Origin of the sequence: Amycolatopsis jejuensis (genome assembly GCF_000717335.1) — a bacterium.
Classification (GTDB): domain Bacteria; phylum Actinomycetota; class Actinomycetes; order Mycobacteriales; family Pseudonocardiaceae; genus Amycolatopsis; species Amycolatopsis jejuensis.
In genome coordinates, this window is record NZ_JNYZ01000013.1 from 14,231 (window position 1) to 40,857 (window position 26,627).

The window sequence follows — 26,627 nt, forward strand, 5'->3', positions numbered from 1 at the left end:
CGTCCGCGCCCGGTGCGAACGTCCCCTTCGGACTGTGGGCTCAGCCGAGGCGCTGGGCCAGCGCGTCGAGCTCGTCGCGCAGCGACGAGGGGACCTCGCCGATCTTCGCGAACCACTCCTCGATGAGCGGCAGCTCCTCGCGCCACTCCTCGTTGCGCACCTCGAGCGCGGCCTGGATGTCCTCGACCGGCTCGGACAGGCCGTCGAGGTACAGGTCCTCGGCGTTCGGCACGTATCCGATCGGGGTCTCGGTGGCGTTGCCGCGGCCTTCGACGCGGTCGAGGACCCACTTGATCACGCGCGAGTTCTCGCTGAAGCCCGGCCACAGGAACCGGCCGTCGTCGCCGCGGCGGAACCAGTTGACGTAGAAGATCTTCGGCAGCTTGTTCGCGTCGGCGTTCTTGCCGAGCGTGAGCCAGTGCTTGAAGTAGTCACCGGCGTGGTAGCCGAGGAACGGCAGCATCGCCATCGGGTCGCGGCGCACGTTGCCGACCGCGCCGACCGCCGCCGCCGTGGTCTCCGACGACATGGTGGCGCCGAGGAACACGCCGTGCTGCCAGTCGCGGGCCTGGTTCACCAGCGGCACCGTGGTCTTGCGGCGGCCGCCGAACAGGATCGCCGAGATCGGCACGCCCTTCGGGTCGTCCCACTCCGGCGCGAGGATCGGGCACTGCGACATCGGCACGCAGTAACGCGAGTTCGGGTGGGCCGCCTTCTCCTCGGAGCCGGGCGTCCAGTCCTGGTGCTTCCACGACGTCGCGTGCGCGGGCGTGTTCTCCATGCCCTCCCACCACACGTCACCATCGTCGGTGAGCGCGACGTTCGTGTAGACCGTGTTGCCCTTTTCGAGCGTGCGCATGGCGTTCGGGTTGGTGTGGTTGTCCGTGCCCGGCGCGACCCCGAAGAAGCCGAACTCGGGGTTGACCGCGTAGAGCCGGCCGTCCTCGCCGAAGCGCATCCACGCGATGTCGTCGCCGAGGGTTTCCGCGCGCCAGCCCGGAATCGTCGGCTGCAGCATCGCGAGATTGGTCTTGCCGCAGGCGCTCGGGAAGGCCGCCGCGATGTAGTGCACCTTGTCCTCGGGCGAGATCAGCTTGAGGATCAGCATGTGCTCGGCGAGCCAGCCCTCGTCGCGGGCGAGCACCGAACCGATGCGCAGCGAGTAGCACTTCTTGCCCAGCAGCGAGTTCCCGCCGTACCCCGAGCCGTAGCTCCAGATCAGCCGCTCCTCCGGGAAGTGCGAGATGTACTTGGTGTCACTGCACGGCCAGGCGACGTCCTTCTCGCCCGGCTGCAGCGGCTTGCCGACCGAGTGCAGCGCGGGCACGAACTCGCGCTCGGAGCCGTCGGCCTTCACGAACTTGTCGAGCGCCGCCCGGCCCGCGCGGGTCATCACGCGCATCGACGCGACGACGTACGCGAAGTCGGTGATTTCGATGCCCAGCTTGGGGTTTTCGTCCCCGAGCGGGCCCATGCAGAACGGGATGACGTACATCGTGCGCCCGCGCATGCAGCCGCGGTACAGCTCCGTCATCGTGGCCTTCATCTCGGCCGGGTCGACCCAGTTGTTGGTGGGGCCCGCGTCCTTCTCCTCCGCCGAGCAGATGAAGGTGCGGTCCTCGACCCGCGCGACGTCGCCGGGGTCCGAGGTGGCCCAGTAGGAGTTCGGCTTCGCGTCCAGCTTCACGAAGGTGCCTGCCGCCACCAGCTCCTCGTTGATCAGGGCGGCTTCCTCGTCCGACCCGTCGATCCACACCACGCGGTCCGGGGTGGTCAGCTCGGCGACCTCCCGGACCCAGGACAGCACGCCACTGTGCGTCGTCGGCGCGTTGTCCAGTCCGGGGATGGCGACTGCGGTCATCTCTGCTCCTGACTTCCGAACTTCCGACGACAAAAGAGCCCACACCGCGAACATCCGTTGTTCGTCGGTGCGGGCTTCGTTGCCGGCGACCGAATGGCTTCGCACACCGGCGACGACCGGTGTGCGGGTTTTTGGGATTCCCCGACTGTAGCCGGATGACCGGCAGGTAACCGAGAGCTGACCTGTCGGTTCTCTCACAAGAACGATAAGGGAATCGATTCAGTTTCACTGGAACGGGCCAGCGCCGAAAATCTTTTCGTGCGGGCCGGGTCGCATTCGTGCCGGATGCGGAGATGCAGACGACAACGGGCCCGGCGCGAGGCCGGGCCCGTAGTGTGTGACAGGAGTTACAGCAGGGTCAGTTGGGGCTGATCCACTGCCCGGTGCCGGAGTCGATTTTCGCGACGCCGCTCAGCAGCTGCGCGCCCTCGCCACCCCAGGCCGCATCGCTCGCCGGGTCGATCGCGTGGTTCGCGCCGCCGGTCTCGGTCCATTCGCCGGAGCCGGTGTGCTCGTACGTGGTGGTGCTGCCGTCCGCGCCGATCTGCACCGCGACGTCGGCATCGCCGTCCTTGTCGGTGTCGGTGAACGCGATCGTGCCGCCGGACTTGGTCTCGACGACCGCGGTGTCGTTGTGCCCGTCGTGGTCCGTGTCGATCGTGGCGACCCCGGCGTCGACCTCGCCGCCGGGCAGGTCCGCGTGGATGTGGCCGGTGGTGGAGGAGTCCTGCGACGTCGACTCCGTACCGCCGGGGTGGCCCTGTCCGGACTCGACCCACGATCCGCTGGCCTCGTCGTACACCGCCTGGTCGACGACGTGCCCGGTGGAGTCGACCACCGCGTAGTGGTCGGCGACGCCGTCGTGGTCGGTGTCCCCGAACGCCTGCGCCGTGCCGTCGCCGTGCTCGACGATCGCGGTGTCGGCGACCCCGTCCTGGTCGGCGTCGTAGTTCACCTCGGCCTGGTAGTCCTGCCCCTCGACGTGGACGGTCATGGCCTCGGGCCCGCTCGCGTCGGTGCCGCCACTCTCGTCGACCCACATGGGTTGGTCCCCCTTATTACGGCCGGGTCTGCGCTGATTCATGCGTAAGACTCACGTTAGGCCGGTTCGGTTCCCGTCCACAAGCCGATCATCGGCGGGTCAGCCCGGCAGGTTGACCGGAAGACCGAGGCCGGTGAGCGGAACGCACCAGGTCCCGCCCTCCTCCTGGCTGAACTCCAGCCTGCCGATGGACGGCGGACGGCCGGTGCGGGTCACTTCGACCTCGTAGTACTGCCAGCCGGACGAGGCCTGCGCTTTCCGCCCGAGGCGCATCCGGACGCCGTCCGTGGCGAACCCGGCGACCGACCGGGTCGCGGGGTACTCGGTGGAGGGGTGGCAGTTGACGTTCTGCAGGCCGATCGGGTCCCGCTGGTTGACCGCATCGACGTACGCCTGGACGACGACCTCGGGGCCGCCTGCCGGACGGTGCACTTCCACACTGTCGTCGGTGACCACGACGAAGATCGTGATCCCGGCCGCGGCGAGGACCACGACGCCTGCCAGGCAGATGCCGATGATCAGCCCGGTACGGCGGCGTTTCGGCGGCGGCGCGCCGGTGGAGGCCCGGCCGCTGGGGTAACCCGGAGGCGGGCCCGGCCACTGCGGCGTGCCCCACTGTGGCGACACGGGCTGCGGCGGCGGCTGCTGGTGCGGTGGCGGGTAGCCGGGTCCGTACGTCACGAACCGATCATGCCCGATCACGCACCGTGCGAATGCGCGACAGGAGGGTTTCCGCGCGAGTGTGGCCGTCCGTGACGTCCTTCAGGCGTTTCGACACGATCGCGATCTTCTTGGCCCGTTCCTGCGCGCTCATCTTGATCGTCCGGTCGACGTCCTTCAGCTCGGCCTCGATCGCCTCGATGCGACGGCCAAGCGCCTCGTCCAGGGCGAGCGACAGCTGTTGTTCGGCCTCGATGAGCTGTTCCGCGATGAGCTGGTCGAGCGTCGAACGGGCGTCCGCGATGGCTTCGACCAGCCATTGCTTCAGGTGCTGTTTGTCCGCGGCGTGTTTGCGCGTACGGGCCATCCACCAGCCCGCGCCGAGGCCGATCACGATCGTCGCCGGGAGGACCACCGGGTTGAGGATCGCGACGCCCGCCAGCGGCAGCGCGGCGATCTTGCCCGCGCCCACGCCGCCGGAGATTCCCATGAACACCAACAGTTTGTCCTCGGCCGTCGGTGGCCGTTTGTCCGGCGGGCGCAAGACGACGGGCGGACCTCCGGCGCGCAGGAACTGGGCCCGCAGCACCGCCAGTTCCTCGGCGGAGAACAGCTCCGACAACGCCACGTTGGTCACCTGATTCAGCCGCTGTGACAACAACATCGACACCCGCTGCGACGCCGTCTGCAGCGCGATGTCCACTTCCTGCGGCAGCCCGGGCAGCTGGTCGCGCTTCGCGCCGTCGATGCGCTGGCGGAAATACGCTTGCGCCTCCCGCATTTCCCGGCTGCTCTCGTGCCCGACCTCGACCCGCGTGCGCTGGATCTCGCCGCGCAGCCGGAGCTGCCAGCCACGCGTGGACGTGCGGCGCTGGGCCTGGAGATCGTCGCGGCGGGCGCGCAGTTGCTCGGCTTCCGCTTCGCCGGCCGACAAAGCACGGCTTTCCGCCTGCAGTTTCGCCTTGATCCCGGCCAGCGCGCTCGACAGCGACCGCAGCGTGTTGGCTTCCGTCAACATCATCGACCGGCCGACCAGCAGCTCCTGCAACGCCACCTGCACCGCCGCGATCCCGGACTTCTCCCGCAGCATGGCCGCGACCTGCTCGTTCGGCGCCTTCGCCGCAGTTTCGAACACGCGCGCCGACACCGGGTGGAACACCGCTCCGGCAAACCGCGGCGCATGCTCGGCCAGCAGCTGCCGGTCGGCTTCGAGGATCTCGCGCCAGCCGCGGAACGCGTCGGTTTTGGCCAGTACGAACACGACCGTCTCCACGCGGTCGGCGACCTCGCGCAGGAACTGCAGCTCGCTGGACGTGAACGGCGCCGACGCGTCGACCACGAACACGAGCGCGGTCGCGCCCGCGGCGGCTTCCTTGGCCAGCTCGCCGTGCAGGGAATCGAGGCCGCCGACCCCCGGTGTGTCGACCAGGGTCAGCCGTTCCAGCAGCGGGACCGGGCCGGACACCTCGACGTAGCGTGGCGGCAGCTGTCCCGGCGGCAGCTCGTGCGCCGCGGACACCCAGTGGACCAGCTGCGTGAGGTCGATGGGCACGGACGCGAGCTGACCCGGGTAGCACGCCTGCGCGCCCCACTGCGGCGCGTGTTCGAAGACGAGGTACGTGGCGGTGGCGACGTCCGCGTCCACCGGGGACAGCCCTGGGGTCGCGAGGAGGGCGTTGACCAGCGAACTCTTGCCGCGGTTGGTCTCGCCGACCACGACCACCGACGGCTTCTCCGACCGCGCGCGGCGTACGTCGTCGACCCATTTGGCGGCCTGCGGATCGGCCTCGCGGACCACGGCGAGCAGCTGCTCACGAGCGTCCTGGACCTGGAGGGGGAGCGTGGTCACGGGGCCCGCTTCGCGTAGACGGTGACGATCGGCGCCCGCAACAGCCGGTCGTGATCGGCGAACCCGACGACCTCGGTTTCCGCGACGACGCCGTCGAGCTCGGGATCGTCCGTGGCCACGGCACCGCCTGCCTCGTGCCGCGCCGGGTCGAACCGTTCGCCCTCGGCCCGCAATGCGGTGACCCCGAGGTCGGCGAGGCCGTGCTCGAGCCGCTCGGCGACGCCGTTGCTGCGCGCGCGATCCAGCGCGTACAGGCACAGCTGGATGAGCGCCTGCCGGTCGGCCAGCGCGCGTTCGAGGTCACCGGGGGCAGCTACGACGTCCACATCGGGTTTCGACGCGGCCGCCGCGCCTTCGGTTCCCGCACTCCGGCGGAACCACCCCATCAGGGCCTCCCTCTGCCGGTCCCCGACGGGACGAGCATCCGTTCCAGCAGCGTTCGCAGTACCGCTTGTTCGTGTCCGGTGTCCAGGGCGGGGTCGAGACTCGCCCGGGACAGCAGCGCGTCCACCAGCGCCACGATCCAGTTTCCCGCATCGGCCGGCGACACGACGGGGGACAGGCGGCCGGACTCGACCCCGCGGGTGATCACGTCGGCCAGGCCGATGCGCATGCGGTCGTCGTTTTCGCGGATCAGGGTGGCGAACTCCGGGTCCCGCGCGGCTTGCGCGGCGGCTTCGAGGATCAGCCGGACGACGCCCGGTATCTGCAGCGGCGCAGTCAGATGCATGAGGACATGCCGGACGGCGTCCCACGCGTCATCGATTTTCGCCGCCGCAGCAAGGACTTCCTCGTTGTCGGCCGTGTCCGCTTCGAAAATGCCGACGAAAACCGCCCGTTTGGTGGGGAAGTAGTGGAACAGGCTGCCCGAGCTGATCCCCGCGGCGCGGCAGATGTCGGCGGTCGATGTTTTCTCGAAACCGTTGCGGGCAAAGCATTCTGCGGCCGCGTCGAGGATGGCGCGCCGCTTTGCCGCGTGCTTCGCCGGGTCGACGGTCCTCATCGTTCGGGTGGCGGTTCGTCGAGCCACGGGCGGCCGTGCGTGGTGAACGCGAGCGCCAGCTGACGGCGGTTCAGGTCGGTCTTCTCCCTGGCCAGTTCGCGGTCGCCTTCGCCGAGCAGGACGAGCTTGCCGTCGTCGACGAACACTGCGGTCAACGGCGTGTCGATGCGCCGTCGCCGCTCGCGTCGTTCGAGCGTGACGCGCGTGGCCGACACCGTGACCACCAGCCGGTCCCACGCCCACATCCACGCGAACGCCAGCCCCAGCAGCGCGCCCACGGCAACCGAAGCGAGCAACCGCCCCGGCTGGGGCACCGAGTGCAGCAGCCGGAACGGGCCCTGCACCGGGAACCAGGTCAGGGAGACGATCCAGCCGGACAGGGCCTGCACGCCCCAGCCGAGCGCCGCCCCGGCCGCCGGGCAGGCGACCCACGACCCGCGCCGCACCCAGGTCGGCTCGTCGACCACTGTCTCCATGGCGACCAATAATAGACCGCGTACTCGGTTTATCAATGCGCCCGGTCCGTTTTTGTCGTACCTGAGGTCTGTACTGGGGGAAGTTGTGTCGGCGGTGGAGGCGGGAATGACGGATGGTGGCGAGTTCACCCGGTTGGCGAGCGGGTTCCGGCCGGAGTTGCTCGGCTACTGCTATCGCATGCTCGGTTCGCTGGACGAGGCCGAGGACGTGGTGCAGGAGACCTACCTGCGCGCATGGCGGGCGTATGCCGGATTCGAGGGGCGCTCGTCGCTGCGCAGCTGGCTGTACCGGATTGCCGCGAACGCCTGCTGGACCGCGCTCGAGAAGCGGGGGCGGCGACCATTGCCGTCAGGGCTCGGCGGGCCGAGCACGAATCCGCAGGCGGTGCTTGCGAAGCCGGAGGTTTCGTGGCTGCAGCCGTTGCCCGAGGTCGTGCTGAACACGATGGACCCGGCCGCCATCGTCGCCGGGCGCGGCAGTCTGCGGCTGGCCTTGGTCGCCGCGTGGCAGCACCTGCCCGCGCGGCAGCGGGCGGTGCTGATCCTGCGAGACGTCATGGCCTGGCGCGCGGCGGAGGTCGCCGAGGCGCTCGAGATGACCCCCACTGCGGTGAAAAGCGCTCTGCAGCGCGCCCGCGAACACCTCAAGCAGGTCGCCCCGGCGGAACACAACCTCGTCGAACCGGCTGACGCCCGCGTCCGGACTCAGCTCGACGGGTTCATGACGGCCTTCGAGACGGCTGACGTCAACGCGTTGACCCGGCTGCTGCGCGAGGACGTCGAGCTGGAAATGCCCCCGTACTCGACGTGGTTTGCCGGGCGGACCGCGGTCGTGCAGTTCCTCGAGACGCGGGTGCTGGCCACCGGCGCCAAGCGGACGGTCGCGACGCGCGCCAATGGTCAACCCGCCATCGCCGTCTACGCCTGGGAAGACGGGGCCTATCGAGCTCACGCCATTCACGTCTTGACCTGCACCGACACCGGGATCGCGCGAATCGTCGCGTTCCTCGATCCGGCACTGTTCGGCGCGTTCGAGCTCCCGCTAGAGAGGAGGTGAGCGGTTCCTTTCCGATCCGCGGCCGGTCTGCCCTTCGTACGTCCTCTCGAACCTGCGAAGGAATGACGAATGGCACAACAGACGATCGCGCCCGGCCATGTCGGCGACCCACCCGTCCGGCGCGGCTGGACCCTTGTGCTCGCCGGGCTCGGCGCGTTCCTGTGCTCGCTGGACGTGGTGGTCGTGGCCACCGCGCTGCCGACGCTGCGCACGGACCTCGGCGCGAACCTGTCGGACCTGGAATGGACGATCAACGCGTACAACCTGGCGTTCGCCTGCCTGATGCTCACCGGCTCGGCGCTCGGCGACCGCTTCGGCAGGCGGCGGATGTACCTGGTGGGGCTTGCGGTGTTCAGCCTCGCCTCGGTCGCCTGCGCGCTGTCGACCAGCGCGACCGGGCTGATCGTCGCGCGCGTGGTCGAAGGGGCCGGCGCCGCCGTCGTCCTGCCGCTCACCCTCACGCTGATCAGCGACGCTTTCCCCACGGGCAACCGCGGGATGGCGATCGGGCTGTGGGGCGGGATCACCGGGCTCGGGGTGGCCGCCGGTCCGGTGCTCGGCGGCGCCATCGTGCAGGGCGTGGCCTGGCAGTGGATCTTCTGGATCAACGTGCCGGTCGGACTCGCCATGATCCCGGCTTCCGCCTTGCTGCTGCGGGAAAGCCGTGGTCCGCGGCCGAACCTCGACCTCGTCGGGGTCATGCTGGCCGCGGCCGGAATGTTCGCGCTGACCTTGGCGCCGGTGCGGGCGCCGTCGATCGGCTGGGACAGCGCCGAGGTGCTCGTCTCGCTCGTGGCCGGGGTGGTGCTCGTGGTTGCTTTCCTGCGTTGGGAGCGGCGGGCGGCCCATCCGATGCTGCCGCTGGCGTACTTCCGCCTGCGCGGATTCTCGACGGCGGGCGGGGTGATCTTCTTCCAGTTCCTTTCCCTGCTCGGCAGCCTGTTCATGATCACCCAGCTGTTCCAGATCGGGCTCGGCAACACCCCGCTGGAGGCCGGGCTGCGGATCCTGGTGTGGACCGGGATGCCCATGCTGGTCGCGCCGGTCGCCGGGGCGCTGGCCGACCGCGTCGGCGTGCGGCCGTTCCTGCTCGGCGGGCTTCTCCTTCAGGCCGCCGGCCTCGGCTGGCTGGCCATGGTGACCGAACCCGGCGTGAGTTACGCGCGCCTCGTCGGACCGCTGATCGTCGCCGGTGCGGGCATCGGGATGATCTTCGCGACCACTGCGGGCGCCGCGACCGCCGCCGTCCCGATCGACGACACCGGGGTCGCCGCCGGAGCCAACACCGCACTGCGGGAACTCGGCGGAGTATTCGGCGTCGCCATCCTCGCCGCCGTTTTCGCCCACTACGGCAGTTACGCGTCCCCAGAAGCATTCGTCGACGGATTCAAACCCGCGCTCTGGGTGGCTGCCGCCCTTGCCGCCGTCGGAATCATCGCCGCCGTCTTCGCCCCTGCTCGACCAGATGGAGTTACCCGATGACCACTGCACTCGTCACCGGCGCCACCCGGGGTTTCGGCCACGCCATCGCCACCGAACTGGCCGCAACCGGCGTCACCGTCGTCGGCGTGGGCCGCGACCAGCTCGCCGACGGCACGGAAGCCCACCGGCTCCTTGACCTCCACCGGCCGCAGATCCTGGTCCTCAACGCCGGGGCCACCCCGCCTGCCGAGCCGATCCATCGGCAAACGTGGGAAACCTTCAGCCGCAACTGGGACGTCGACGTCCGGCACGTCTTCACCTGGCTCCGCGAAAGCCTCCTGCTGCCACTGGCTCCCGGCAGCGTCGTGATCACCCTGTCCAGCGGAGCCGCGCTCGCCGGGTCCCCGCTCAGCGGTGGCTACGCCGGAGCCAAGGCCACCATCCGATTCATCACCGGGTACGCCGCCGAGGAGTCCGCGCGGGCGGGTCTCGGCATCCGGTTCGTGTCCGTACTGCCGAAGCTGACCCCGGCCACCGGCCTGGGCGCGAGCGCGGTGGCCGCCTACGCCGAGCGGCAAGGGGTCGACTTACCGACTTTCCTCGCGGGCCTCGGCCCGACGCTCACCACCGCCCAGGTCGGCAAGGCCATCACCGACCTGGCCACCGACCCCGCCCACGAACAGGGCGCCTACCTGCTCACCCCGGCCGGGCTGGCGCCGGCGCCCTAAGCCAGCTCGCGGATCAGGGTGCGCATGGCGTGGTCCAGCTCGGGAACGTCCGCCGCCAGCCGGGACGACACCAGCAGCCGGTGTTCCGTGCGCAGCCACACCCGGCCCGCCACCGGGACCTCCAGTACCGACAACCGGAACGGCCGGGCGCGGCGGCCGAGCTCCACCTCCGTCTCGCGCACCAGCCTGCCCAGCCGCTCACCGGCGAGGATCTGGCGGCGGTGGAAGCCGGACGCGACCGGCCGCCGGGCGGTGGCGAAGTGGTCGGCCGCGGCGGCGGCGAAGTGCTGGACCGCCAGGTCGAGCGCCGATCCGCTGACCCGCCGGGTTCGCGCCGGACCTCGCTCACGCGCGAGCAGCCCGTTCCACCACTGCGGCCACTGCGCCTGCACCGCCGCGCGGTCGAGCGCCGGGGGCACGTGCACCGGCACCGCCGGTTCGACCGGGGGCAGCAGCTGGCCGTCGGCGACCGAGAGCGCCAGGACGTCACGAAGGTAAAGCGCCACGTCGATCTCGGGCTCGCTCCCCCAGTACACCTGCCACGAGGTGGTGTTCTCCAGCCGCACAAATCCAGCCTACGCGTCACGCGGACCTGGTCACTGTGCGCGGATTTGTTGCCAGATCAGGAAATAGGCACGGTGTACGACGTGGGCCACGCGGCTTTGCGCGGGAGTTGCGCCGAATGACGCAAAGGACCGCCACCATCCGGCACGTTCCAAGGCATGCGCGGCGAGCTCCGGCCGCGCCGCGCCGGGCAGGCCGAGCTGCGCGCCGACGTCGGCGTTGCTGCCGACCCGCAGCACCTCCTCGGACAGGTCTTCCGGCATCTCGACCGCACCCGACGCGACCAGCGTCAACGCCTCCAGCAACCGCAGCTGGTGGGCCTCCGGACGGGCCAGCAGCACCTCGATCGCGTCGTGGACCTGCTGCCGCTCGGCCGGGTCGCCGGACGCGTGCGCCAGCGCCGTCACCGACGCCAGCGCGGCCGCCGCCTTGATCCCGTCGGCGCGCGCGGCGAAGACCACCGAAAGACGGCGGCGGACCGCGTCGAGGCCGGAAACGTCGAGCAGCTTCCGGCGCAACGCTCCCGCGGTGATCTCCGGTTCCGCGCGAATTGCCTCGACCGCACAGCGGATTCCGAAGAGATCCAGCTTCTCCAGCAACCGCAATCGGATTCCGGTCGGTACCTCGCATTCCCACGTCGTGAAGATGTCCGCCGCGATGAGCAAGGTCTCCAGGACGTCGTCGTCGAGGGCGGCCAGCTGACCCAGCGCCTCGGCGTCGGCGGAGGTGAACCCGCCCGCCTCGGCGGATTCGGCGATCAGGCCGATCACCGGCAGCACGTCCGCGACCCGCGGTTTCAGCGTCGCCGCCTGCTTTTCGGCGAGCAGCTGCGCAGCTTTCCACACGTCGCCGTCCGAACCCTCGACGGTCTCCGCGACGACCGTGTCCGCCTTGTTCAGCACCGCGATCGCGTTGACCGGACCGGCCTCGCGGCTCGCGGTGGCAGCGGTGAAGGCAGCCAACGCCTGTTGATCGTCGGCGCGTACGCCCTGCGTCACCACGTACAGGACAGCCTCCGCACCAGCGACGGCGTTGCGCGAAGTGTCGTCGAGATCGTCGGAGCCCTCGTCCTGTTCGGCGGCGCCCAGCAGCTGCTCGGTGCGTGACACCGACGCCGCGTCGAGGGAGCCCAACCCTGGGGTGTCGATCACCGTCATGTCCTGCAGCACCGCGTGCGTCAGGTACGCCTCGAGGTGTGAGACCTCGGCGATGTCGACGCCGAGCTCGGCCGGGATCGACCCGTCGGCGGCGAACGGCAGCACCTGCTTGCGGCCGTCGAGGAACACGACCTCGACCCGGTCGACCGTGCCGTACTGGAACCGCGTGACCAGCCGCGTGCACTCGCCGACGTCGGTGGGCGCGACCCGCCGCCCGATCAGCGCGTTGACCAGCGTCGACTTACCCGATTTGATCCGCCCGGCCACGGCCACCTGCAGGGGCGCGCCGAGCCGGCGCAGCACCTCGGTGAACCCGGCGGCGGTCCGCGGCGAGACCTGGGACCGGAGCCGGTGGCACAGGTCGGCGACCGACGTGGACAGCGGACCGGCGAGCCGCCCCTGTTCCGTCACCCCCGGGCCCCCTTCCGCGCCGTCCGCGCCCGAATCGTGCCATGCCGGTCATCCTCGGGTCGCATCGAAGGTCGTACCGGCGGGCGACGCGCCCGCCGCCGCGCCGACCTAATGTTGACCCGTGCGACGGTTCAGCCTCTGGATGCGTGCCCACCCGATGGCTGGGGACACGCTGCTCGCGGCGCTGCTCGCCCTCGTCGACCTGGTGATCTACGCCGGCGGGCTGGACAACGACATGCCCACCCCAGCCTGGTACATCGCGTTCCCGATCGACCTGGCGGTGGTGGCGCCGCTCGCCTTCCGCCGCAAACGGCCGCTGCTCGCCGCGTATCTCGTGTACGTCTTCGCGTATCTGCACGGCGCGCTGGAACTCGGGGTGTCCTCCGTCGCGGCGCTGGCGGTGAGCCTGTACTCGGTGCTGGTTTACGTCGGCCGCAAGCAGGGGCTGCTCTACGCCGGCGCGCTGGTGGTGATCTCCACCGTCAGCGCGATCGCGAAACCCGACCCGGCCTGGGCCCCCCAGGTCGCGTTCAGCGTGTTCATGATCGCGTTCTGCTGGATCCTCGGCGAGTTCATGTACGCCCGCCGCGCATACCAGCGGGAGCTGGAAGCCCGGCTGCACCTGCTGGAGACCGAACGCGACCAGGCCGCGCGCATCGCGGTGGCCGAGGAGCGTGGCCGGATCGCCCGCGAGCTGCACGACGTGGTGGCGCACTCGGTGAGCGTGATGGTCGTGCAGGCGGACGGGGCGGCGCTCGCCCTGTCGGCCAACCCGGAGCTGGCCGGGCGGGCGCTGAAGACGATTTCCGAGACCGGCCGCAGCGCGCTCGGCGAGCTGCGGCGGCTGCTCGACGTGCTGCGCGGCGACCGGGGCGACGGCGAACCCCGGGTACCGCAGCCGGACGCGACCGCGCTGGGCGACCTCGCCGAGCGGATGCGCGGCGCGGGCGTGCCGGTGGACCTGGAGCTGGGTACCGACCTCAAGGGCCTGCCCGCCGGGGTGTCGCTCGGGGTCTACCGGATCGTGCAGGAATCGCTCACGAACACGCTCAAGCACGCGGGCACCGGCGCGCGGGCGCACGTCCGGGTGCAGCGGGTCGGCGACGCGGTCGAGGTGCTCGTCCGCGACGACGGGGCCGGGCGGCGGCTGGAGCAGGTCGGCTCCAAGGCGCCCCGGCTGTCGGTCGCCGGGGGAAACGGGCTGATCGGCATGCGCGAACGGGCCAACGTCTACGGCGGAACACTGGAAGTCGGCCCCGCGACCGGCGGTGGCTGGCAGGTGCATGCGGTGATTCCGGCTAGGTTGAACTCGTGATCCGAGTGGTGGTCGTCGACGACCAGGAACTGATGCGCGTCGGGTTCCGGATGGTGCTGGGCGCGCAGGCCGACCTCGACGTGGTCGGCGAGGCCGGCGACGGCGCGCAGGCCGTGCGGATGGCCGCCGAGCTGCGGCCGGACGTCGTGCTCATGGACGTGCGGATGCCGGTGCTCGACGGCGTCGAGGCGACCAAGCAGATCGTCGCCGCGGGTACCGCACGGGTGCTCGTGATGACCACCTTCGACCTCGACGAGTACGTCTACGCGGCGCTGCAGGGTGGCGCGTCGGGCTTCCTGCTCAAGGACACCCAGCCGGACCATCTGGTGTCCGCGCTGCGCTCGGTCGCCGAGGGCGACGCGGTGATGTCGCCCTCGGTCACGCGACGGCTGCTCGACCGGTTCATCGGCTCCGGCGGTGCGCCGATGCGCGACGCGAGCGAGCTGGACGTGCTCACCGACCGCGAGCGCGAGGTGCTCGTGCTGATCGCGAAGGGCATGTCGAACGTCGAGATCGCCGAGGCGCTCTTCCTGTCCGAGGCCACGGTGAAGACCCACGTCGGGCGGATTCTCGCCAAGCTCGACCTGCGCGACCGCGTGCAGGCCGTGGTGCTCGCGTACGAAACCGGGCTCGCCCGCCCTGGCCTCGGCTGAGCTGTCCACTTCGGACACCAGCGGACTTCCCGGACACCTGCGCGAAAAAGTTCAGGGTCGGCTCAGGGGTTTCACCGATCGCGCTCCCTCTCGTGACCCGGTTGGGTACTACTCAGGTCGGGTGGCGAGTTCGAACCACAGGATGACGCGCGAACGGCCGGTGTTCCGTCAGGATGAATGCCGTTCGCAGGTGTCGTAGAGGGAGCAGGGGATGATCGAGGCAACAGGTCTCACCAAGCGTTACGGAAGCACGCTCGCGGTGAACAACCTGTCGTTCAGCGTGGCCGCCGGTACCGTCACCGGCTTCCTCGGCCCGAACGGCGCAGGCAAGTCCACCACGATGCGGATGATCCTCGGCCTGGACAACCCGACCGCGGGTCAGGTCCGGATCGGCGGGAAGCTGTACCACGATCTCAAGGAACCACTGCGCACCGTCGGCGCGCTGCTCGACGCGAAGTGGGTGCACCCCAACCGCTCGGCCCGCGCGCACCTGCAGTGGATGGCCCGGTCCAACCGGATCCCGGCCGCGCGGGTGGACGAGGTGCTCGACATCGTCGGCCTCACCAGTGTCGCGGGGAAGCGCGCGGGCGGGTTCTCGCTCGGCATGTCGCAGCGGCTCGGGATTGCCGCCGCGCTGCTCGGCGACCCGGAGGTGCTGCTGTTCGACGAGCCGGTGAACGGCCTCGACCCGGAGGGCATCCTCTGGATCCGCAAGTTCATGCACCGGCTGGCCGAAGAGGGCCGCACCGTGTTCGTGTCGAGCCACCTGCTGTCGGAGATGGCGCTGACCGCGAGCGACCTGGTGGTGATCGGCAAGGGCGAGCTCATCGCGCAGTCGTCCACCGAGGAGTTCGTGGCGCGGGCCGCGGAGAACACGGTGAAGGTGCGTTCGCCGCAGCTGCCCGCGCTGCGCGACCAGCTCGTCGCGGCCAGCGCGCAGGTCACCGATTCCGGCGAAGCACTCATTGTGTCCGGAGTGGACAGTGCGAAGATCGGCGAGATCGCCGCGGCAGCCGGAATCGTGCTGCACGAGCTGAGCCCGCAGACCGGCTCGCTCGAACAGGCCTTCATGCAGATCACCGGCGACGCCGTCGAGTACCACACCGGCTTGGACGCGGAAGCCCAGCAGACCGCGGCCGCCCTCCGCTGACCACCCACCACTTTCCCGGGAAGAGAAACCCATGACTTTGCTCGCGGTCGAACGCATCAAGCTTTTCACCACCAGGTCGCCGTGGTGGTGTGCGGCCATCGCCATCGCCCTCACCGCGGGGTTCGCCGGGCTCATGGCGTCCACCTCGGAAAGCGGCACCGAGCTCACCGTGTCCAGCACCCAGTTCGGCCACCAGTTCGGCATTGCCGTGATCATGGTGCTGGCCGCGCTGTCGGTCACCACCGAGTACCGGTTCGGCACGATCCGCACCACGTTCCAGGCAGTGCCGCACCGCGGTCCGGCGCTCGTCGCGAAGACCACCGTCGTGGCGTTGCTGTCGCTCGTGATCGGGGAGATCGGGGCCTTCGGCGCCTGGGCGCTGGGGTACGCGATCCGCCCGTCGGACTCGCTGGCGCTGACCACGTCCGCGGACTGGATCAACGTCGCCGGGGTCGGCGTGGTGTTCGCCTTCGCCGCGGTGATCGCGGTGGCCGTCGGAATCCTGATCCGGCACAGCGCGGGTGCGCTCTCGCTGCTGCTGATCTACGTGCTCGCGGTGGAAAGCCTGGTGCAGCTGATCCCGACGGTCGGCCCGAAGATCCACCAGTGGATGCCGTTCAACGTCGCGGAGAAGTTCCTCGGCGGCCAGGGCGGGCCGAGCAGGTCGGACGCGGTGCTGTCGCAAGGCTGGTCGCTCGCCTACTTCGCCGGGTTCGCCGTGGTGCTGCTGGCGATCGCGATCGGGGTCGCGAAGAAGCGCGACGCCTGAGAAAAGACCCACCACAGGGACGTTCGGACGGAGCCTGGCGGGGGCCGGCCCCGCGCCGAACACGGGGAAAAAGGGAAAAAGGGGAACAAGATCCGGGTCGCCATTCGGGGGGCGGCCCGGATCTTTCCGTCGCGGTAGAGTGCGGCACTCGGAGAAGGGGTGAGTGTGCTCGAAGCGACCGGACTCACGAAGTCCTACGGTGACACTGTCGCGGTGCGGGACCTGACGTTCACCGCGAATGCCGGCCGCGTCACCGGATTCCTCGGCCCGAACGGCGCGGGGAAGTCCACGACCATGCGGCTGCTGCTCGGCCTCGACGCACCAAGCGCAGGTACCGCGCACATCGAAGGCAGACCGTACCGGCAGCTGGCCGATCCGCTCCGGACAGTCGGCGCGCTGCTCGACGCGACGTGGCGGCATCCGGGGCGCACGGCCCGCTCGCATCTGCGTTTCCTCGCCGCCACGAACGGGTTGCCGGACCGCCGGTGCGACGAAGTCCTCGAGCTCGTCGGGCTGAGCGCGGTGGCAGGCAAACGGGCAGGCACGTTCTCGCTCGGCATGCTGCAGCGGCTCGGTATCGCGAGCGCGCTGCTGGGCGACCCGCGCGTGCTGCTGTTCGACGAACCGGTGAACGGCCTCGACCCGGAAGGCGTCCAGTGGGTGCGGCAGCTGCTGCACGGGCTCGCCGCGGAAGGCCGCACGGTATTCGTGTCCAGCCATCTGCTGCCGGAAATGGAGCAGACCGCGCAGGATCTCGTGCTGATCGGCCGCGGGCAGCTGATCTACCAAGGCACGATGGCCGATTTCGTGGCCCGCGCCGGTTCGCGCGGAGTCCGTGTGCGCACGCCGCACGCCGAGGCATTGCGCACTGCCCTCACCGAACAGGGCGCGGTGTTCACCGAAGATTCCGGCGCATTTCTCGTGTCCGAAATGGACAGTGACAGGGTCGGCGAACTCGCGTTCGCGGCCCGCGCCACGGTGCACGAACTGAGCCCGCTCGCCGGTTCGCTCGAACACGCGTATCTCGAATTGACCGGCCAGGCAAGCGAATTCACCAGTGGAGGTGCGCGGTGAATCTGCTGCGGGCGGAACGGATCAAGCTTTTCAGCACCCGTGCGCCGTGGTGGTGCGCATTGATCGCGGTGGCCGCGCCGATTGCCTTCACCGCGTTGTTCCTCGGTTTGTCCGGCGCCGAGGTGACCGCCGACGTCGGCAACACCCAGCTCGCCACCGCCACCGGCCGCACGGTCGCGCTCGTGCTGGCCGTGCTCGCCGCGACGGCCGACTTCAGCTGGGGCACGCTGCGGCTCACCTTCCAGGCGGTGCCCACCCGGGTACCCGCGCTGCTCGCCAAAGGCACCGTCGTGCTGGCCGTGTGCGCAGTGCTCGGCCTGCTCGCCGGCACCGGTTCATGGGGCCTCGCGCAGCTGGTCCGGCCGGACGCCGACCTCGCGCTGCACACCGGCGGCGACTGGCGGCTGGTGTTCGGCCAGGTCGTGACGTTCGCGCTCACCGGGCTGCTCGGCGTCGGCGTCGGACTGCTGCTGCGCAATTCGGCAGCGGCGCTGGCGATCGTGCTGGTGTGGACGCAGCTCGTGGAAGGTCTCGTGCTGCTGATCCCGAAGATCGGCGACGACCTCTACCAGTGGATGCCGTTCTACGCCGCTTCCCAGTTCGCCGGTGGAGATTTCACCAGGACGACCTTGAAACTGTCCGCGCCTTTCGGCCCGTGGGCATATCTCGCGTATTTCGCTGCGATCAGTGTGGCCTTGTTCACCGCGGGTGTTCTCACCGCGAATCGGCGTGACGCGTGAAACTGCACGTGCAGATTCCGCTTGTACCGCAGGCAAACGGATTAAGACCACGTTAAGCGGGTGTGGCTTCTCTCACAGGAAGCGGACATACTGTCGGAAACCCCAGGATATTCGAAAGCAGAGCCCCGTCTCAGCTCTCCGGAGGTGAACCTTGACGGTGGACGCTCACCAGGAAACTGTTTCCCGCGACGTTGCGGTCCCGACTCCCCGGCTCGAACCGATGCTCGACCTCGAATGGGCACAGGCCATCGAGCTGCCGCGATTTGCGCTGCCCGCCACCAGACCGGCGGACCTGCGCCAGTCGTGGGTGCATCGCGCGCCCGAGGACGCGGTGCTCGCGCTGTACCGGCGTTCCGGCGGCGTCGAGGATCCGCCGCCCGCGCCGTGGTGGCTGCGCGCGGTCGCGAGTGAACGGCTCGAATCGCGCGAGCTCGGCTTCCGCATCGAAGACCGGGTGGCACAGCTGCTCGGCAAGCGGATGGGCTGGGAGTTCGTGCCGTGGGCAGCCGACGGCGAATCCGGGTACTGGGAGTTCATGCCGTCCGAACGCGGGAAATCGGGCCATTCGATTCCCACGACCGTGCTGAACACCGACCGGCACGACGGCTGGATCGACGTGCTGCCCGCCCATTCCGGCGCCACGCCCGCCCCGGTCGCGGTGGCCGGGCTCGCCGGATTGCGCGCCCGGCTCGGGGAGTTCGAAGCGGTGCGCTGACCCGCCCGTATGTTGTCCGGGTGGAAAACGAGGACCAGCCACGGCTGCGCAGCGTGGTGAGCTACGTCAAACGCGGCGGGCGGATGACCGTCGGCCAGCAGCGGGCTTGGGAAGAGCACTGGCCGCAGCTCGGCCGTACGGTCGCCGACCTGCCCGCAGGACCGGTGGATTTCGGCGCGTGGTTCGGCCGCGAAGCGCCGGTGCTGCTGGAGATCGGCTCCGGAATGGGCGAGACCACGTCGCAGCTGGCAGTCGCGGCGCCGGAGCTGAACTACGTCGCGGTGGAGGTGTACGACCCCGGGCTCGGGCAGCTGATGCTGCGCGCGGAAAAGCTCGGCGTCGAGAACCTGCGGCTGATGCACGGCGATGCGGTGGTGCTGCTCACCGACCACATCGCGCCGGACACGCTGTCCGGCGTGCGGCTGTTCTTCCCGGACCCGTGGCCGAAGAAGCGCCACCACAAACGGCGGATCGTGCAGCCGGAGTTCGCCGCGCTCGTCGCGTCCCGGCTCGCCCCCGGCGGCACGTTCCACCTGGCCACCGACTGGGAGCACTACGCGGACCAGATGCTCGAGGTGTGTTCCGCGGAACCCGCACTGCGCAACCGGTACGACGGCTGGGCTCCGCGGCCGGAATGGCGTCCGGTTACGAAATTCGAACAACGAGCCGACCGCGAGGGCCGGATCTCGCGTGACCTGATCTTCGCACGCCGCTGATCGCCCAAACCACCCCAATGTGGCATTGGGTGCATCTGACGCACCCAATGTGGCGTTCGGTGCGTCAGATGCAGCGAATGCCACATTGGGGCGATGCGGAGCAGGCGGCGTGCGAAGGGCCGTTGCCGGGTTCCCATCCCCGGCAACGGCCCTTCGTCTCCTCACCCCCGGTCCCGGCCTCCCCCCGATCGGCAGGCCGGGCGCCGTCTCATTCGTCCGACAGCGGTTCCGCCTGGACGCGCTTCAGTGCGGGCGTGCAGACCGACGCGCCGAGCAGCGCGACGCCGACCCCCAGCACCACCGGTGCGACGATCCACGGGCTGAGCGCGATCCCGCCCTTGCCGCCGGTCACCACGAACAGGCCGATGCCCACGAGCACCCCGGTCACGCCCGCGCCGATAGTGGCCACCAGCGCAGGTAGCGCGGCCTCCATCCGCAACGCCCTGGCCAGCACCCGGACCGGCGTACCGGCCGCCATCAAGGCGCCGAACGTGCGCCGCCGGTCCATCACCGATCCGGCCGTCGCGACCGCGGCACTGCAACCGGCCAGGATGCCTGCCGCGACCAGTCCGATCACGGTGACCCGGCGCAGGTCCTCGAGCTGCACCTGCTGGCCGTACAGGTACTGCTCGCGGCTGCCGATCTCCTGGCCGCCCGCCTGCGGGACCAGCGCGGTCCGCACGATCTCGCGGCTGGCGTCGGTGGTCGGCACGACCACGGTGGTGACGCTCGACGGCACCCCTGCGGGTACCGCGGACGGGTCGAGGACGAAGGCGGGGTCGCGGTCCGTGGCCGAGTGGTACCTCCCCGTGGGCACCTGGCCGAGCGGTTTGCCCGGACCCCGCCAAGATCCGTACGGCGCGACGCTGTATCCGGCCGAATCCGGCTGGTATGACCCGTACAGCTTGACCTCGGGCTTGCAGTCCTGCTGGGTGATGCCGAGCCGGGTCAGCCGCGCGGCGTCGGCGCACGACATGACGTACGCGCGCTGCATGCTATGGCTGTTTTCGTCGCCTTGAACCAGGTAGACGCTGCTCACCGCGAGTGCACGCTCCGGACGGCCGACGCGGGCCAGCTCGGCGTTGGTCTTCTCGACGACCGTCGCCGCGCGTTCCGAGGCGACGTCGACGTACAGCGCCGAGTCGACGTATTGCCGTCCGCCACCGGCGAGTGCCTCGAACGACGGCAGCAACGTCAGTGCCATCGACCCGGTGAACACCGCGAGCACGATCCCCGCCGAAGCCCGGTAGGAACCCTTCGGGTCGTTCCGCAGGCGACGTCCGGCCAGCAGTGACGACGGCCGCCGCCAGGCCCGCACGAACGTGCCGCCGACCGCCGAGGTCACCCACGGCCCGATCACCATCGCCGACCCGACCACCAGGAGCAACCCGAGCAGCACGAACGACGCACTGCCGTTCCCTTCGCGCGTGCCGAGCACGGCGAAGAGGAAGAACAACCCCGCCGCGGGGAGCGCGAGCAATCGCCACCAGCGCAACGGTTTCACGGTGTGGCCGCCGGTCGCGAAGAGCGGGGTGCGCACCACCCGGCGCAATCCGAGTACCCCGGCGAGCACGACCAGCAGCGGAATCGCGACCACGATCAGCACGGTCAGGCCCACCGGCAAGGCGAAATCGGACGCGAGCCAGGTACCGCCGCCCCACGACACGAAGGAGGACAATCCGCGTAACGCTGGGCTCAGCAACAGACCGAGCACCGCCCCGACCCCCGCGGACAACCCGGTTTCCGCGGCGACCATCGCGGTCACCTGCCCCGGGGTCGCCCCGGCCAGCCGGATGGCGGCCAGCCGCTGTTCCCGGCGGGCGGCGGTGAGCCGGGCCGACGACGCGACCAGCACGAGACTGGGTACGAGCAGCACGATGATGCCGACCCCGGCGAGGAAGGTGAGCAGCCCGTCCGGCCGCCCCTCGCCGGTCGGGAAGTCACCGGCCGGGAAGGCGTCGGCACCGGCGCGCTCCTCGTGGCCGAAGCTGCGTAGTTCGTTCGGGCCGTGCCCGACCATCGCGACGAGCTGCTCCGGGAACCGCAGGGCCTGCTCGCCGAACGAGGCGACCGGTTTGCCGAAACGGTTCCCCAGCTGGTCGGGCGGGGTGTTGTTGAGCAGCCGCCCGAGCGCGGGCGACACGATCGTCTCGCCGGGGCCGGGCAGCCGCGGGATGCCCGCGGGCAGGTGCACGTCGCTCGCCGGCCCGGTCAGCGCGACGTCGACCCGGGTGATTTCCTTGCCGGAGAAGTAATCCTTGGAGGAGTTGACCAGCATCGTGGCCGGTTTGTCGGAGTCGTAGCGCCCGGCGTTCTGCCACAACGCCCGCTGCTCGCGTGCCTGCGTGGCGAACGGCAGGGTCGCAAGCAGCAGCACGAGCCCGGTCGCGACCGCGACGCCGACCGCGGTCAGGATCGCCGAGGTACGGGTCCGCCGGTCGGCGCGGAGCACCCGCAGCGCGAGCTGGAACGGGTTCATGCCGCGAGCCTCGTCGCGATCAACCCGTCGCGGATGGCCACGGTGCGCGGCAGCGATTCGGCGAGCTCACGGTCGTGGGTCACCACGAGCACCGCGGCGCCGGACGCCTGTGCCGCACCGAGCAGGGCGTCCATCGTCTCGCGTCCGGTGCGCGTGTCGAGTGCGCCGGTCGGCTCGTCGGCGAAGATCGCCTTCGGCCGGTGGGTGAGCGCGCGGGCGATCGCGACCCGCTGTGCCTCGCCGCCGGACAGCTCACCGGGACGGCGGTTTTCCTTGCCTGCCAAGCCGAGTTTCCCGAGCCAGTCCCGCGCGGCCGCAATCGATTCGGCCCGCGCGCCGCCCGCGAGCAGCGACGGGAGCGCGACGTTCTCCTCCGCGGTCAGCTCGGACACGAGCATCCCGGACTGGAAGACGAACCCGAATTCGGTCCGCCGCAGCTCGCTGCGCCGCTTCTCGCCGAACTGGTCGATCCGCTGTCCCTGCAACCAGATCTCGCCGCCGTCGGCACGCAGGATTCCGGCAAGCACATGCAGCAGCGACGTCTTGCCGGACCCGGACGGCCCGACGATCGCGACGGCCTCGCCCGGCTGGACGTCGATGTCGATCCCGGCCAGCGCATGCTGGTTCCCGTAGCGCTTCACCAGTCCGCGCCCCGACAGCACCGGCCCGGCGTTCCACTGTGGATTCGTCGGATTCGTCATCCGCCAGCTCTCTCCCTGTATCGGTCTTCGACTGCGACGGCGACGAGCTTCGCGGACCCGGGCGGGTGTCTGCTTCGGGCAGACGGCCGGTCCGCGGCGCCCGGTCATCGGCCGATCGGCCGAGGGGAGTGCAACCACGTGGCCAAGGTGCGGGTGCCCGCGAATCCTCTACCGTCACGGTGTGCCGCCATCTCTGCCGTCGAAGGACCTTGCCGCGCGCGCGATCGCCTTCGCGCGCCGCCTCGACATGTCCGTGCTCGTGCTGCTCGGCGCACTGGCCTTCGACCTGGCCTTCGTCACCATCGTCGCGCTCGACGACATCGGCCCGCGGTTCGTCGATCTGGGCCTGTTCCCGGGGATCTTCACGATGGCGGGGTGCGCGCTGTGGGCCCGCAAGCGCGCGGCGGTGGCGGGCATGGCCGGCGCGCTGGCGCTGATGGGGTTCACGTTCTTCATCCGGTACCTGGCGATCCCGCCGTACTCGAGCATCCTCGCCAACCTCTCGATCACCGAGGTCGTGGCCGGGGTCGAGCTGGTCTACTACGCCGCCCGCTACACCCGGCCCGGCGTCGCGTTCGCGGTGGTCAGCTCGCTGGTGGTCGGTGCGCTCACCGCGGTGTTCGGCCGCTACCCGTACGGCGAGCTGTCCGGCAGCACCGTGATACAGGCCATGCTCTTCGGCCTCCTCCTGCTCAGCGGGGCGGTGGCCACCGGCATGATCGGGCGGCCCCGCCGGGTCCGGGATCCGCAGAACGAGCAGCGGCGCCGCACGCTGTCCCGGATCAACGCACTGGTCCGCGGGCAGTGGCCGTTGATCGCCATGCTCGCCGTCAGCCTGCTGATCGAGTTCAGCTTCACCTACGAGAGCGGGTCACGCGGGTTCCCGGTCCTGTTCTGCTCGATCGGTGCCGCCGTCGTCGCCGCGCTTTCGCCGCGCCGCCCGCGGGACGCGATCCTCCTGGTGGCCGGGGTGCTCCTGCTGTCGGCGGTGGTGACGCCGTTCCTGCACCTCGGCTACGACTACCAGCTCGTCGGCGGGATCCCGCCGACCCAGGTCATCGCCGGTTTCGGGGTCGTCGTGAACCTGGTGCGGGCGATCCCGATCGTGCAGGCGTGGCCCCGGATCGCGGTGCTGTCGGGCGTGGTCGCGGTCGCGGCGATCCTGAACCTCAGCGTGCGGGGCTGGCGGGTGATCAAGGATCCGCAGGCCATCGGGTCGCTCGCCGTGTTCGCCGCGCTGCTGCTGGGTATTGCGATCGCGATCGGCCTATTCCTGCGGTCCCGCGATTCCGAACGCGCACAGGTGGTGCGGTCGGCGGTCAGCGATGCGCAGACGTCCGAGCGGATGGCGCTGGCGCGGGAGCTGCACGACGTCGTCGCGCACCATGTGACCGGGATCGTCGTGCAGGCACAGGCCGCGCGGATGATGGGCGAGAAAAACCCGCAGCTTGCGGTCGAGGCGATGGGCCGGATCGAGAACGCCGGGGTGGAAGCACTCGCGGCCATGCGCCGCCTGGTCCGCAGCATGCGTGGGGACGCCCCGGCCGGCGCGGGCGAGTTCGCCGAGCAGGCGACCACCGATCTGGCCGCGGACCTGCGGAAACTCGTCGACGCAGGTAACCACGGCATCCACACGGTCCTGCAGCTCGACCTGCCGCCGAACCTGCCGCACGAGGTCGGCCGGTCGGCGCTGCGGCTGGTGCAGGAGTCGCTCACCAACGTCGGCAAGCACGCCGCGGGGGCCACCCAGGCGCTGGTCGAGGCCGAGGTGACCGGCGGAGAGCTGCACCTCCGGGTGACCGACGACGGCCGGGACCGGACTCACCGTCCGGCCGGTGGCTCGGGCGGATACGGTCTGGTCGGCATGCGCGAACGCGTCGCGCTGCTGCACGGCAGGCTTTCGGCCGGGCGCGGGCCGGACGGCGGCTGGCGGGTCGAGGCGTGGCTGCCGCTCGAGGCGAACGGGGAGACAGACGGGTGATCCGGGTACTGATCGCGGACGACCAGGAGATGGTGCGGATGGGGTTCCGCATGATCCTGGACGCCCAGGACGACATCGAGGTGGTCGCGGACGTGCCGGACGGCGTGTCCGCCGTCGCCAAGGCGCGCGAGCTGCGCCCGGACGTCTGCCTGCTCGACATCCGCATGCCGGGGCTCGACGGGCTGGAGGTGACCCGGCAGCTGGCCGGGCCGGAGGTCACCGACCCGCTGAAGGTCGTCGTGGTCACGACCTTCGACCTCGACGAGTACGTGCACACCGCGCTGCGCAATGGCGCGAGCGGCTTCCTGTTGAAGGACGCCGGTCCCGCGTTGCTGATCGAAGCGGTGCGGGCGGCCGAACGCGGCGACGCGCTCGTGTCACCACAGATCACCGTGCGGCTGCTGAAGCATTTCGACGGCACCGCCACCAAACGCGAGGCCCCGGCGCCGTCGGAACCGCTGACCGCGCGCGAGATGGACGTGGTCAAGGCGGCTGCGCGCGGGCTGACGAACACCGAGATCGGCGCGGAGCTGTACCTGTCGCTGTCCACGGTGAAGACGCATCTGGCCTCGGTGCAGGGCAAAATCGGTGCGCGGAACCGGGTGGAGATCGCGGCCTGGGCTTGGCGCAGCGGGGTGGTGGACTGATCCCCGCGGGCCCGTACGATCTTGGTATGTCCCGCCGTTTTCACGCGCCCGTCGTCCTTCCCGCCGACCCAGCCTGCTCCCTGCTCCGCGACGCCGTCGTGGACGTCGACGACGACGGCCGGATCACGTACACCGGACCGGCGTCCGGCGCGCTGGAATTCGACGGCGAGGTGCACCGGCTCAGCGGAATCCTGTTGCCCGGCTTGGTGAACTCGCATGCGCACAGCCCGATGACGCTGCTGCGCGGCATGGGTGGCGACCTGCCGTTGCTGCGCTGGCTGCGGGAGATCATCTGGCCCACCGAGGCGAAGCTGAAACCGGCCGACGTGCGTACCGGCATGCTGCTCGGGTCGGTCGAAATGCTCCGGCACGGCGTCACCACCAGCGCGGAGATGTACTTCGAGGGCGAGCAGGTCGTGGAAGCGGTGCTGGCCACCGGCGGCCGGGCTCTCGTCGCGCCGCCGGTGATCGAGCTGCCCGGCATGGACTGGCGAGCCACGCTGAGCGCGATCGACCGCTGGATCGACGCGGACGGCCTGCGGTTCGGCCCGGGCGACCGGATCGAACTGGGGTACGGCCCGCATTCGGCGTACATGCTCAACCCGGACGGGCTGCGTGCCACTGCGGAATCCGCTGCCGCGCGGGGTGCCCTCGTGCAAATCCACATCGCCGAGGCCGCCGCGGAAGATCTGGTGCAGCGCAAGGAATACGGCTCGGTGCCGAAGCTCCTCGACTCGCTCGGCATGTTCCACGGCCGCACGATCGCCGCGCACGCCGTCCACCTGTCCGACGAGGACATCGCGCTGTTCGCCGCGCGCGGGGTCGGCATGGCGCACTGCCCGGGGTCGAACGCGAAGCTGGCGTCGGGCATCGCGCGGATCAAGGACCTGCGGGCGGCCGGGGTCGCGGTGGGTCTGGGTACCGACGGCCCGGCCTCGAACGACGACATCGACCTGTGGGAAGAACTTCAGCTCACCGCAATGCTGGCGCGGCTGGCGAACGAGGACTCCACCGTGGTGACCGCCGCGGACGTGTTCCTGATGGCCACCCGCGGCGGCGCCGAAGCGCTCGGCCGCAACGACATCGGGGTGCTGGAGGCGGGGCGCTGGGCAGATCTGGTGCACGTCGATCTCGACGACCCGGCGTTCGCGGCCGGTCTCGACGTTCCGGACGAGCAGCTACTGGCCAACCTGGTGTGGGCCGCCGGTTCGCGCCGAGTGCGCGATGTGTGGGTGGCGGGTGAGCAGGTAGTCGCCGAGACGGAGCCGACGCGCGTCGACCGAGGCGAGATCCAGGCGACGGTCGCCGAAACCGCCGCCCGGCTGCGCGCCTGACCCGTAGTCCGTGAAGGGAACCATGAGGGAATCTGATTCCGTGAAGGTGGCCTTCACGGAACTTGGTCCGGCAGCCCAAGGTGACGGTTGCTGCCTTGGCGCAGGTCCCGGGCGTTGGGCGGC

At 70.3% G+C, this 26,627-nt stretch carries 25 protein-coding genes; 14 read left to right on the top strand and 11 right to left on the bottom strand.

Annotated elements, in window-relative coordinates; translation table 11 throughout:
- Positions 1 to 40: 40 nt before the first annotated feature.
- The 7 genes from OO71_RS20070 to OO71_RS20100 form a co-directional block, all read right to left on the bottom strand.
- Complete coding sequence (locus OO71_RS20070) at positions 41 to 1,861, bottom strand: phosphoenolpyruvate carboxykinase (GTP) (protein ID WP_033291496.1); 1,821 nt, start codon at positions 1,859 to 1,861, stop codon at positions 41 to 43.
- Between the two features lie 358 nt (positions 1,862 to 2,219).
- Positions 2,220 to 2,903, bottom strand: coding sequence for a DUF6802 family protein (locus OO71_RS20075; protein ID WP_033291374.1), 684 nt, complete (start codon positions 2,901 to 2,903; stop codon positions 2,220 to 2,222).
- A 99-nt stretch (positions 2,904 to 3,002) separates the two neighbouring features.
- Positions 3,003 to 3,584, bottom strand: a complete 582-nt coding sequence (locus OO71_RS20080; protein ID WP_156096433.1) for a hypothetical protein — start codon at positions 3,582 to 3,584, stop codon at positions 3,003 to 3,005.
- Between the two features lie 7 nt (positions 3,585 to 3,591).
- The gene (locus OO71_RS20085) at positions 3,592 to 5,412 is read right to left on the bottom strand and encodes a dynamin family protein (protein ID WP_033291376.1); all 1,821 of its coding nucleotides are present in this window, start codon (positions 5,410 to 5,412) and stop codon (positions 3,592 to 3,594) included.
- The gene (gene grpE, locus OO71_RS20090) at positions 5,409 to 5,798 is read right to left on the bottom strand and encodes a nucleotide exchange factor GrpE (protein ID WP_033291377.1); all 390 of its coding nucleotides are present in this window, start codon (positions 5,796 to 5,798) and stop codon (positions 5,409 to 5,411) included. Before grpE ends, OO71_RS20085 begins: the two co-directional genes overlap by 4 nt.
- Positions 5,798 to 6,415 (bottom strand): TetR/AcrR family transcriptional regulator, encoded by a 618-nt coding sequence (locus OO71_RS20095; RefSeq protein ID WP_033291378.1) that lies wholly within the window; start codon positions 6,413 to 6,415, stop codon positions 5,798 to 5,800. Before OO71_RS20095 ends, grpE begins: the two co-directional genes overlap by 1 nt.
- Complete coding sequence (locus OO71_RS20100; protein ID WP_033291379.1) at positions 6,412 to 6,891, bottom strand: YqeB family protein; 480 nt, start codon at positions 6,889 to 6,891, stop codon at positions 6,412 to 6,414. Before OO71_RS20100 ends, OO71_RS20095 begins: the two co-directional genes overlap by 4 nt.
- 106 nt (positions 6,892 to 6,997) lie before the next feature.
- Here OO71_RS20100 and OO71_RS20105 point away from each other — a divergent pair, with 106 nt between their 5' ends.
- The 3 genes from OO71_RS20105 to OO71_RS20115 all read left to right on the top strand — a co-directional run bounded on the left by OO71_RS20105 (position 6,998) and on the right by OO71_RS20115 (position 10,098).
- A complete protein-coding gene (locus tag OO71_RS20105; RefSeq protein ID WP_033291380.1) occupies positions 6,998 to 7,948 on the top strand; it encodes a sigma-70 family RNA polymerase sigma factor in 951 nt (316 codons plus the stop codon).
- 69 nt (positions 7,949 to 8,017) lie between these two features.
- Positions 8,018 to 9,430, top strand: a complete 1,413-nt coding sequence (locus OO71_RS20110; protein ID WP_051791730.1) for an MFS transporter — start codon at positions 8,018 to 8,020, stop codon at positions 9,428 to 9,430.
- Entirely contained in the window at positions 9,427 to 10,098 is a 672-nt protein-coding gene (locus tag OO71_RS20115) for an SDR family NAD(P)-dependent oxidoreductase (protein ID WP_033291381.1), read from the top strand. The genes OO71_RS20110 and OO71_RS20115 overlap by 4 nt, the downstream gene beginning before the upstream one ends.
- On the opposite strand, the gene OO71_RS20120 is transcribed toward OO71_RS20115, so the two are convergent.
- Together OO71_RS20120 and OO71_RS20125 are read right to left on the bottom strand one after the other, a co-directional pair.
- On the bottom strand, positions 10,095 to 10,664 hold the full coding sequence (locus OO71_RS20120) for a hypothetical protein (protein ID WP_033291382.1): 570 nt from the start codon (positions 10,662 to 10,664) through the stop codon (positions 10,095 to 10,097). The genes OO71_RS20115 and OO71_RS20120 overlap by 4 nt on opposite strands.
- Positions 10,665 to 10,694: 30 nt before the next feature.
- Positions 10,695 to 12,230: a dynamin family protein gene (locus OO71_RS20125; protein WP_033291383.1), complete on the bottom strand. Its 1,536-nt coding sequence runs from the start codon at positions 12,228 to 12,230 to the stop codon at positions 10,695 to 10,697.
- Positions 12,231 to 12,372: 142 nt separating this feature from the next.
- On the opposite strand from OO71_RS20125, the gene OO71_RS20130 reads away from it, so the two are divergent.
- The 8 genes from OO71_RS20130 to trmB all read left to right on the top strand — a co-directional run bounded on the left by OO71_RS20130 (position 12,373) and on the right by trmB (position 19,362).
- Positions 12,373 to 13,545, top strand: a complete 1,173-nt coding sequence (locus tag OO71_RS20130) for a sensor histidine kinase (protein WP_425388694.1) — start codon at positions 12,373 to 12,375, stop codon at positions 13,543 to 13,545.
- Positions 13,542 to 14,198: a response regulator gene (locus tag OO71_RS20135; RefSeq protein ID WP_033291385.1), complete on the top strand. Its 657-nt coding sequence runs from the start codon at positions 13,542 to 13,544 to the stop codon at positions 14,196 to 14,198. The genes OO71_RS20130 and OO71_RS20135 overlap by 4 nt, the downstream gene beginning before the upstream one ends.
- Before the next feature lie 211 nt (positions 14,199 to 14,409).
- Complete coding sequence (locus tag OO71_RS20140) at positions 14,410 to 15,348, top strand: ABC transporter ATP-binding protein (RefSeq protein WP_033291386.1); 939 nt, start codon at positions 14,410 to 14,412, stop codon at positions 15,346 to 15,348.
- 31 nt (positions 15,349 to 15,379) lie between these two features.
- Complete coding sequence (locus OO71_RS20145; RefSeq protein WP_033291387.1) at positions 15,380 to 16,117, top strand: ABC transporter permease; 738 nt, start codon at positions 15,380 to 15,382, stop codon at positions 16,115 to 16,117.
- 165 nt (positions 16,118 to 16,282) lie between these two features.
- On the top strand, positions 16,283 to 17,191 hold the full coding sequence (locus tag OO71_RS20150; protein ID WP_033291498.1) for an ABC transporter ATP-binding protein: 909 nt from the start codon (positions 16,283 to 16,285) through the stop codon (positions 17,189 to 17,191).
- Positions 17,188 to 17,931: an ABC transporter permease gene (locus tag OO71_RS20155; RefSeq protein WP_033291388.1), complete on the top strand. Its 744-nt coding sequence runs from the start codon at positions 17,188 to 17,190 to the stop codon at positions 17,929 to 17,931. The genes OO71_RS20150 and OO71_RS20155 overlap by 4 nt, the downstream gene beginning before the upstream one ends.
- Before the next feature lie 220 nt (positions 17,932 to 18,151).
- Positions 18,152 to 18,646, top strand: coding sequence for a hypothetical protein (locus tag OO71_RS20160; RefSeq protein WP_245633737.1), 495 nt, complete (start codon positions 18,152 to 18,154; stop codon positions 18,644 to 18,646).
- A gap of 20 nt (positions 18,647 to 18,666) precedes the next feature.
- The gene (trmB, locus tag OO71_RS20165) at positions 18,667 to 19,362 is read left to right on the top strand and encodes a tRNA (guanosine(46)-N7)-methyltransferase TrmB (RefSeq protein WP_084145079.1); all 696 of its coding nucleotides are present in this window, start codon (positions 18,667 to 18,669) and stop codon (positions 19,360 to 19,362) included.
- A gap of 208 nt (positions 19,363 to 19,570) precedes the next feature.
- On the opposite strand, the gene OO71_RS20170 is transcribed toward trmB, so the two are convergent.
- Both OO71_RS20170 and OO71_RS20175 read right to left on the bottom strand, forming a co-directional pair.
- Positions 19,571 to 21,841 carry an FtsX-like permease family protein gene (locus tag OO71_RS20170; protein ID WP_033291390.1) on the bottom strand — a complete coding sequence of 757 codons (2,271 nt, stop codon included), beginning with the start codon at positions 21,839 to 21,841 and terminating at the stop codon, positions 19,571 to 19,573.
- The gene (locus OO71_RS20175) at positions 21,838 to 22,542 is read right to left on the bottom strand and encodes an ABC transporter ATP-binding protein (RefSeq protein ID WP_033291391.1); all 705 of its coding nucleotides are present in this window, start codon (positions 22,540 to 22,542) and stop codon (positions 21,838 to 21,840) included. The genes OO71_RS20170 and OO71_RS20175 overlap by 4 nt, the downstream gene beginning before the upstream one ends.
- A gap of 181 nt (positions 22,543 to 22,723) precedes the next feature.
- On the opposite strand from OO71_RS20175, the gene OO71_RS20180 reads away from it, so the two are divergent.
- Genes OO71_RS20180 through OO71_RS20190 form a run of 3 tightly spaced genes read left to right on the top strand, consistent with a single transcriptional unit; the run spans position 22,724 to position 26,504 of the window.
- Positions 22,724 to 24,523, top strand: a complete 1,800-nt coding sequence (locus OO71_RS20180; protein ID WP_033291392.1) for a sensor histidine kinase — start codon at positions 22,724 to 22,726, stop codon at positions 24,521 to 24,523.
- A complete protein-coding gene (locus tag OO71_RS20185) occupies positions 24,520 to 25,170 on the top strand; it encodes a response regulator (RefSeq protein WP_033291393.1) in 651 nt (216 codons plus the stop codon). The genes OO71_RS20180 and OO71_RS20185 overlap by 4 nt, the downstream gene beginning before the upstream one ends.
- A gap of 26 nt (positions 25,171 to 25,196) precedes the next feature.
- Positions 25,197 to 26,504, top strand: a complete 1,308-nt coding sequence (locus OO71_RS20190; protein WP_033291394.1) for an amidohydrolase family protein — start codon at positions 25,197 to 25,199, stop codon at positions 26,502 to 26,504.
- Positions 26,505 to 26,627: the final 123 nt, after the last annotated feature.

Excerpts from the sequence above, each read along its gene's own strand:
- OO71_RS20070 (WP_033291496.1), bottom strand. The coding sequence starts at position 1,861 with ATGACCGCAGTCGCCATCCCCGGACTGGACAACGCGCCGACGACGCAC.
- OO71_RS20075 (WP_033291374.1), bottom strand. The coding sequence starts at position 2,903 with ATGTGGGTCGACGAGAGTGGCGGCACCGACGCGAGCGGGCCCGAGGCC.
- grpE (WP_033291377.1), bottom strand. The coding sequence starts at position 5,798 with ATGGGGTGGTTCCGCCGGAGTGCGGGAACCGAAGGCGCGGCGGCCGCG.
- OO71_RS20095 (WP_033291378.1), bottom strand. The coding sequence starts at position 6,415 with ATGAGGACCGTCGACCCGGCGAAGCACGCGGCAAAGCGGCGCGCCATC.
- OO71_RS20100 (WP_033291379.1), bottom strand. The coding sequence starts at position 6,891 with ATGGAGACAGTGGTCGACGAGCCGACCTGGGTGCGGCGCGGGTCGTGG.
- OO71_RS20105 (WP_033291380.1), top strand. The coding sequence starts at position 6,998 with ATGACGGATGGTGGCGAGTTCACCCGGTTGGCGAGCGGGTTCCGGCCG.
- OO71_RS20110 (WP_051791730.1), top strand. The coding sequence starts at position 8,018 with ATGGCACAACAGACGATCGCGCCCGGCCATGTCGGCGACCCACCCGTC.
- OO71_RS20115 (WP_033291381.1), top strand. The coding sequence starts at position 9,427 with ATGACCACTGCACTCGTCACCGGCGCCACCCGGGGTTTCGGCCACGCC.
- OO71_RS20130 (WP_425388694.1), top strand. The coding sequence starts at position 12,373 with ATGCGTGCCCACCCGATGGCTGGGGACACGCTGCTCGCGGCGCTGCTC.
- OO71_RS20140 (WP_033291386.1), top strand. The coding sequence starts at position 14,410 with ATGATCGAGGCAACAGGTCTCACCAAGCGTTACGGAAGCACGCTCGCG.
- OO71_RS20145 (WP_033291387.1), top strand. The coding sequence starts at position 15,380 with ATGACTTTGCTCGCGGTCGAACGCATCAAGCTTTTCACCACCAGGTCG.
- OO71_RS20160 (WP_245633737.1), top strand. The coding sequence starts at position 18,152 with ATGCTCGACCTCGAATGGGCACAGGCCATCGAGCTGCCGCGATTTGCG.
- OO71_RS20170 (WP_033291390.1), bottom strand. The coding sequence starts at position 21,841 with ATGAACCCGTTCCAGCTCGCGCTGCGGGTGCTCCGCGCCGACCGGCGG.
- OO71_RS20175 (WP_033291391.1), bottom strand. The coding sequence starts at position 22,542 with ATGACGAATCCGACGAATCCACAGTGGAACGCCGGGCCGGTGCTGTCG.
- OO71_RS20190 (WP_033291394.1), top strand. The coding sequence starts at position 25,197 with ATGTCCCGCCGTTTTCACGCGCCCGTCGTCCTTCCCGCCGACCCAGCC.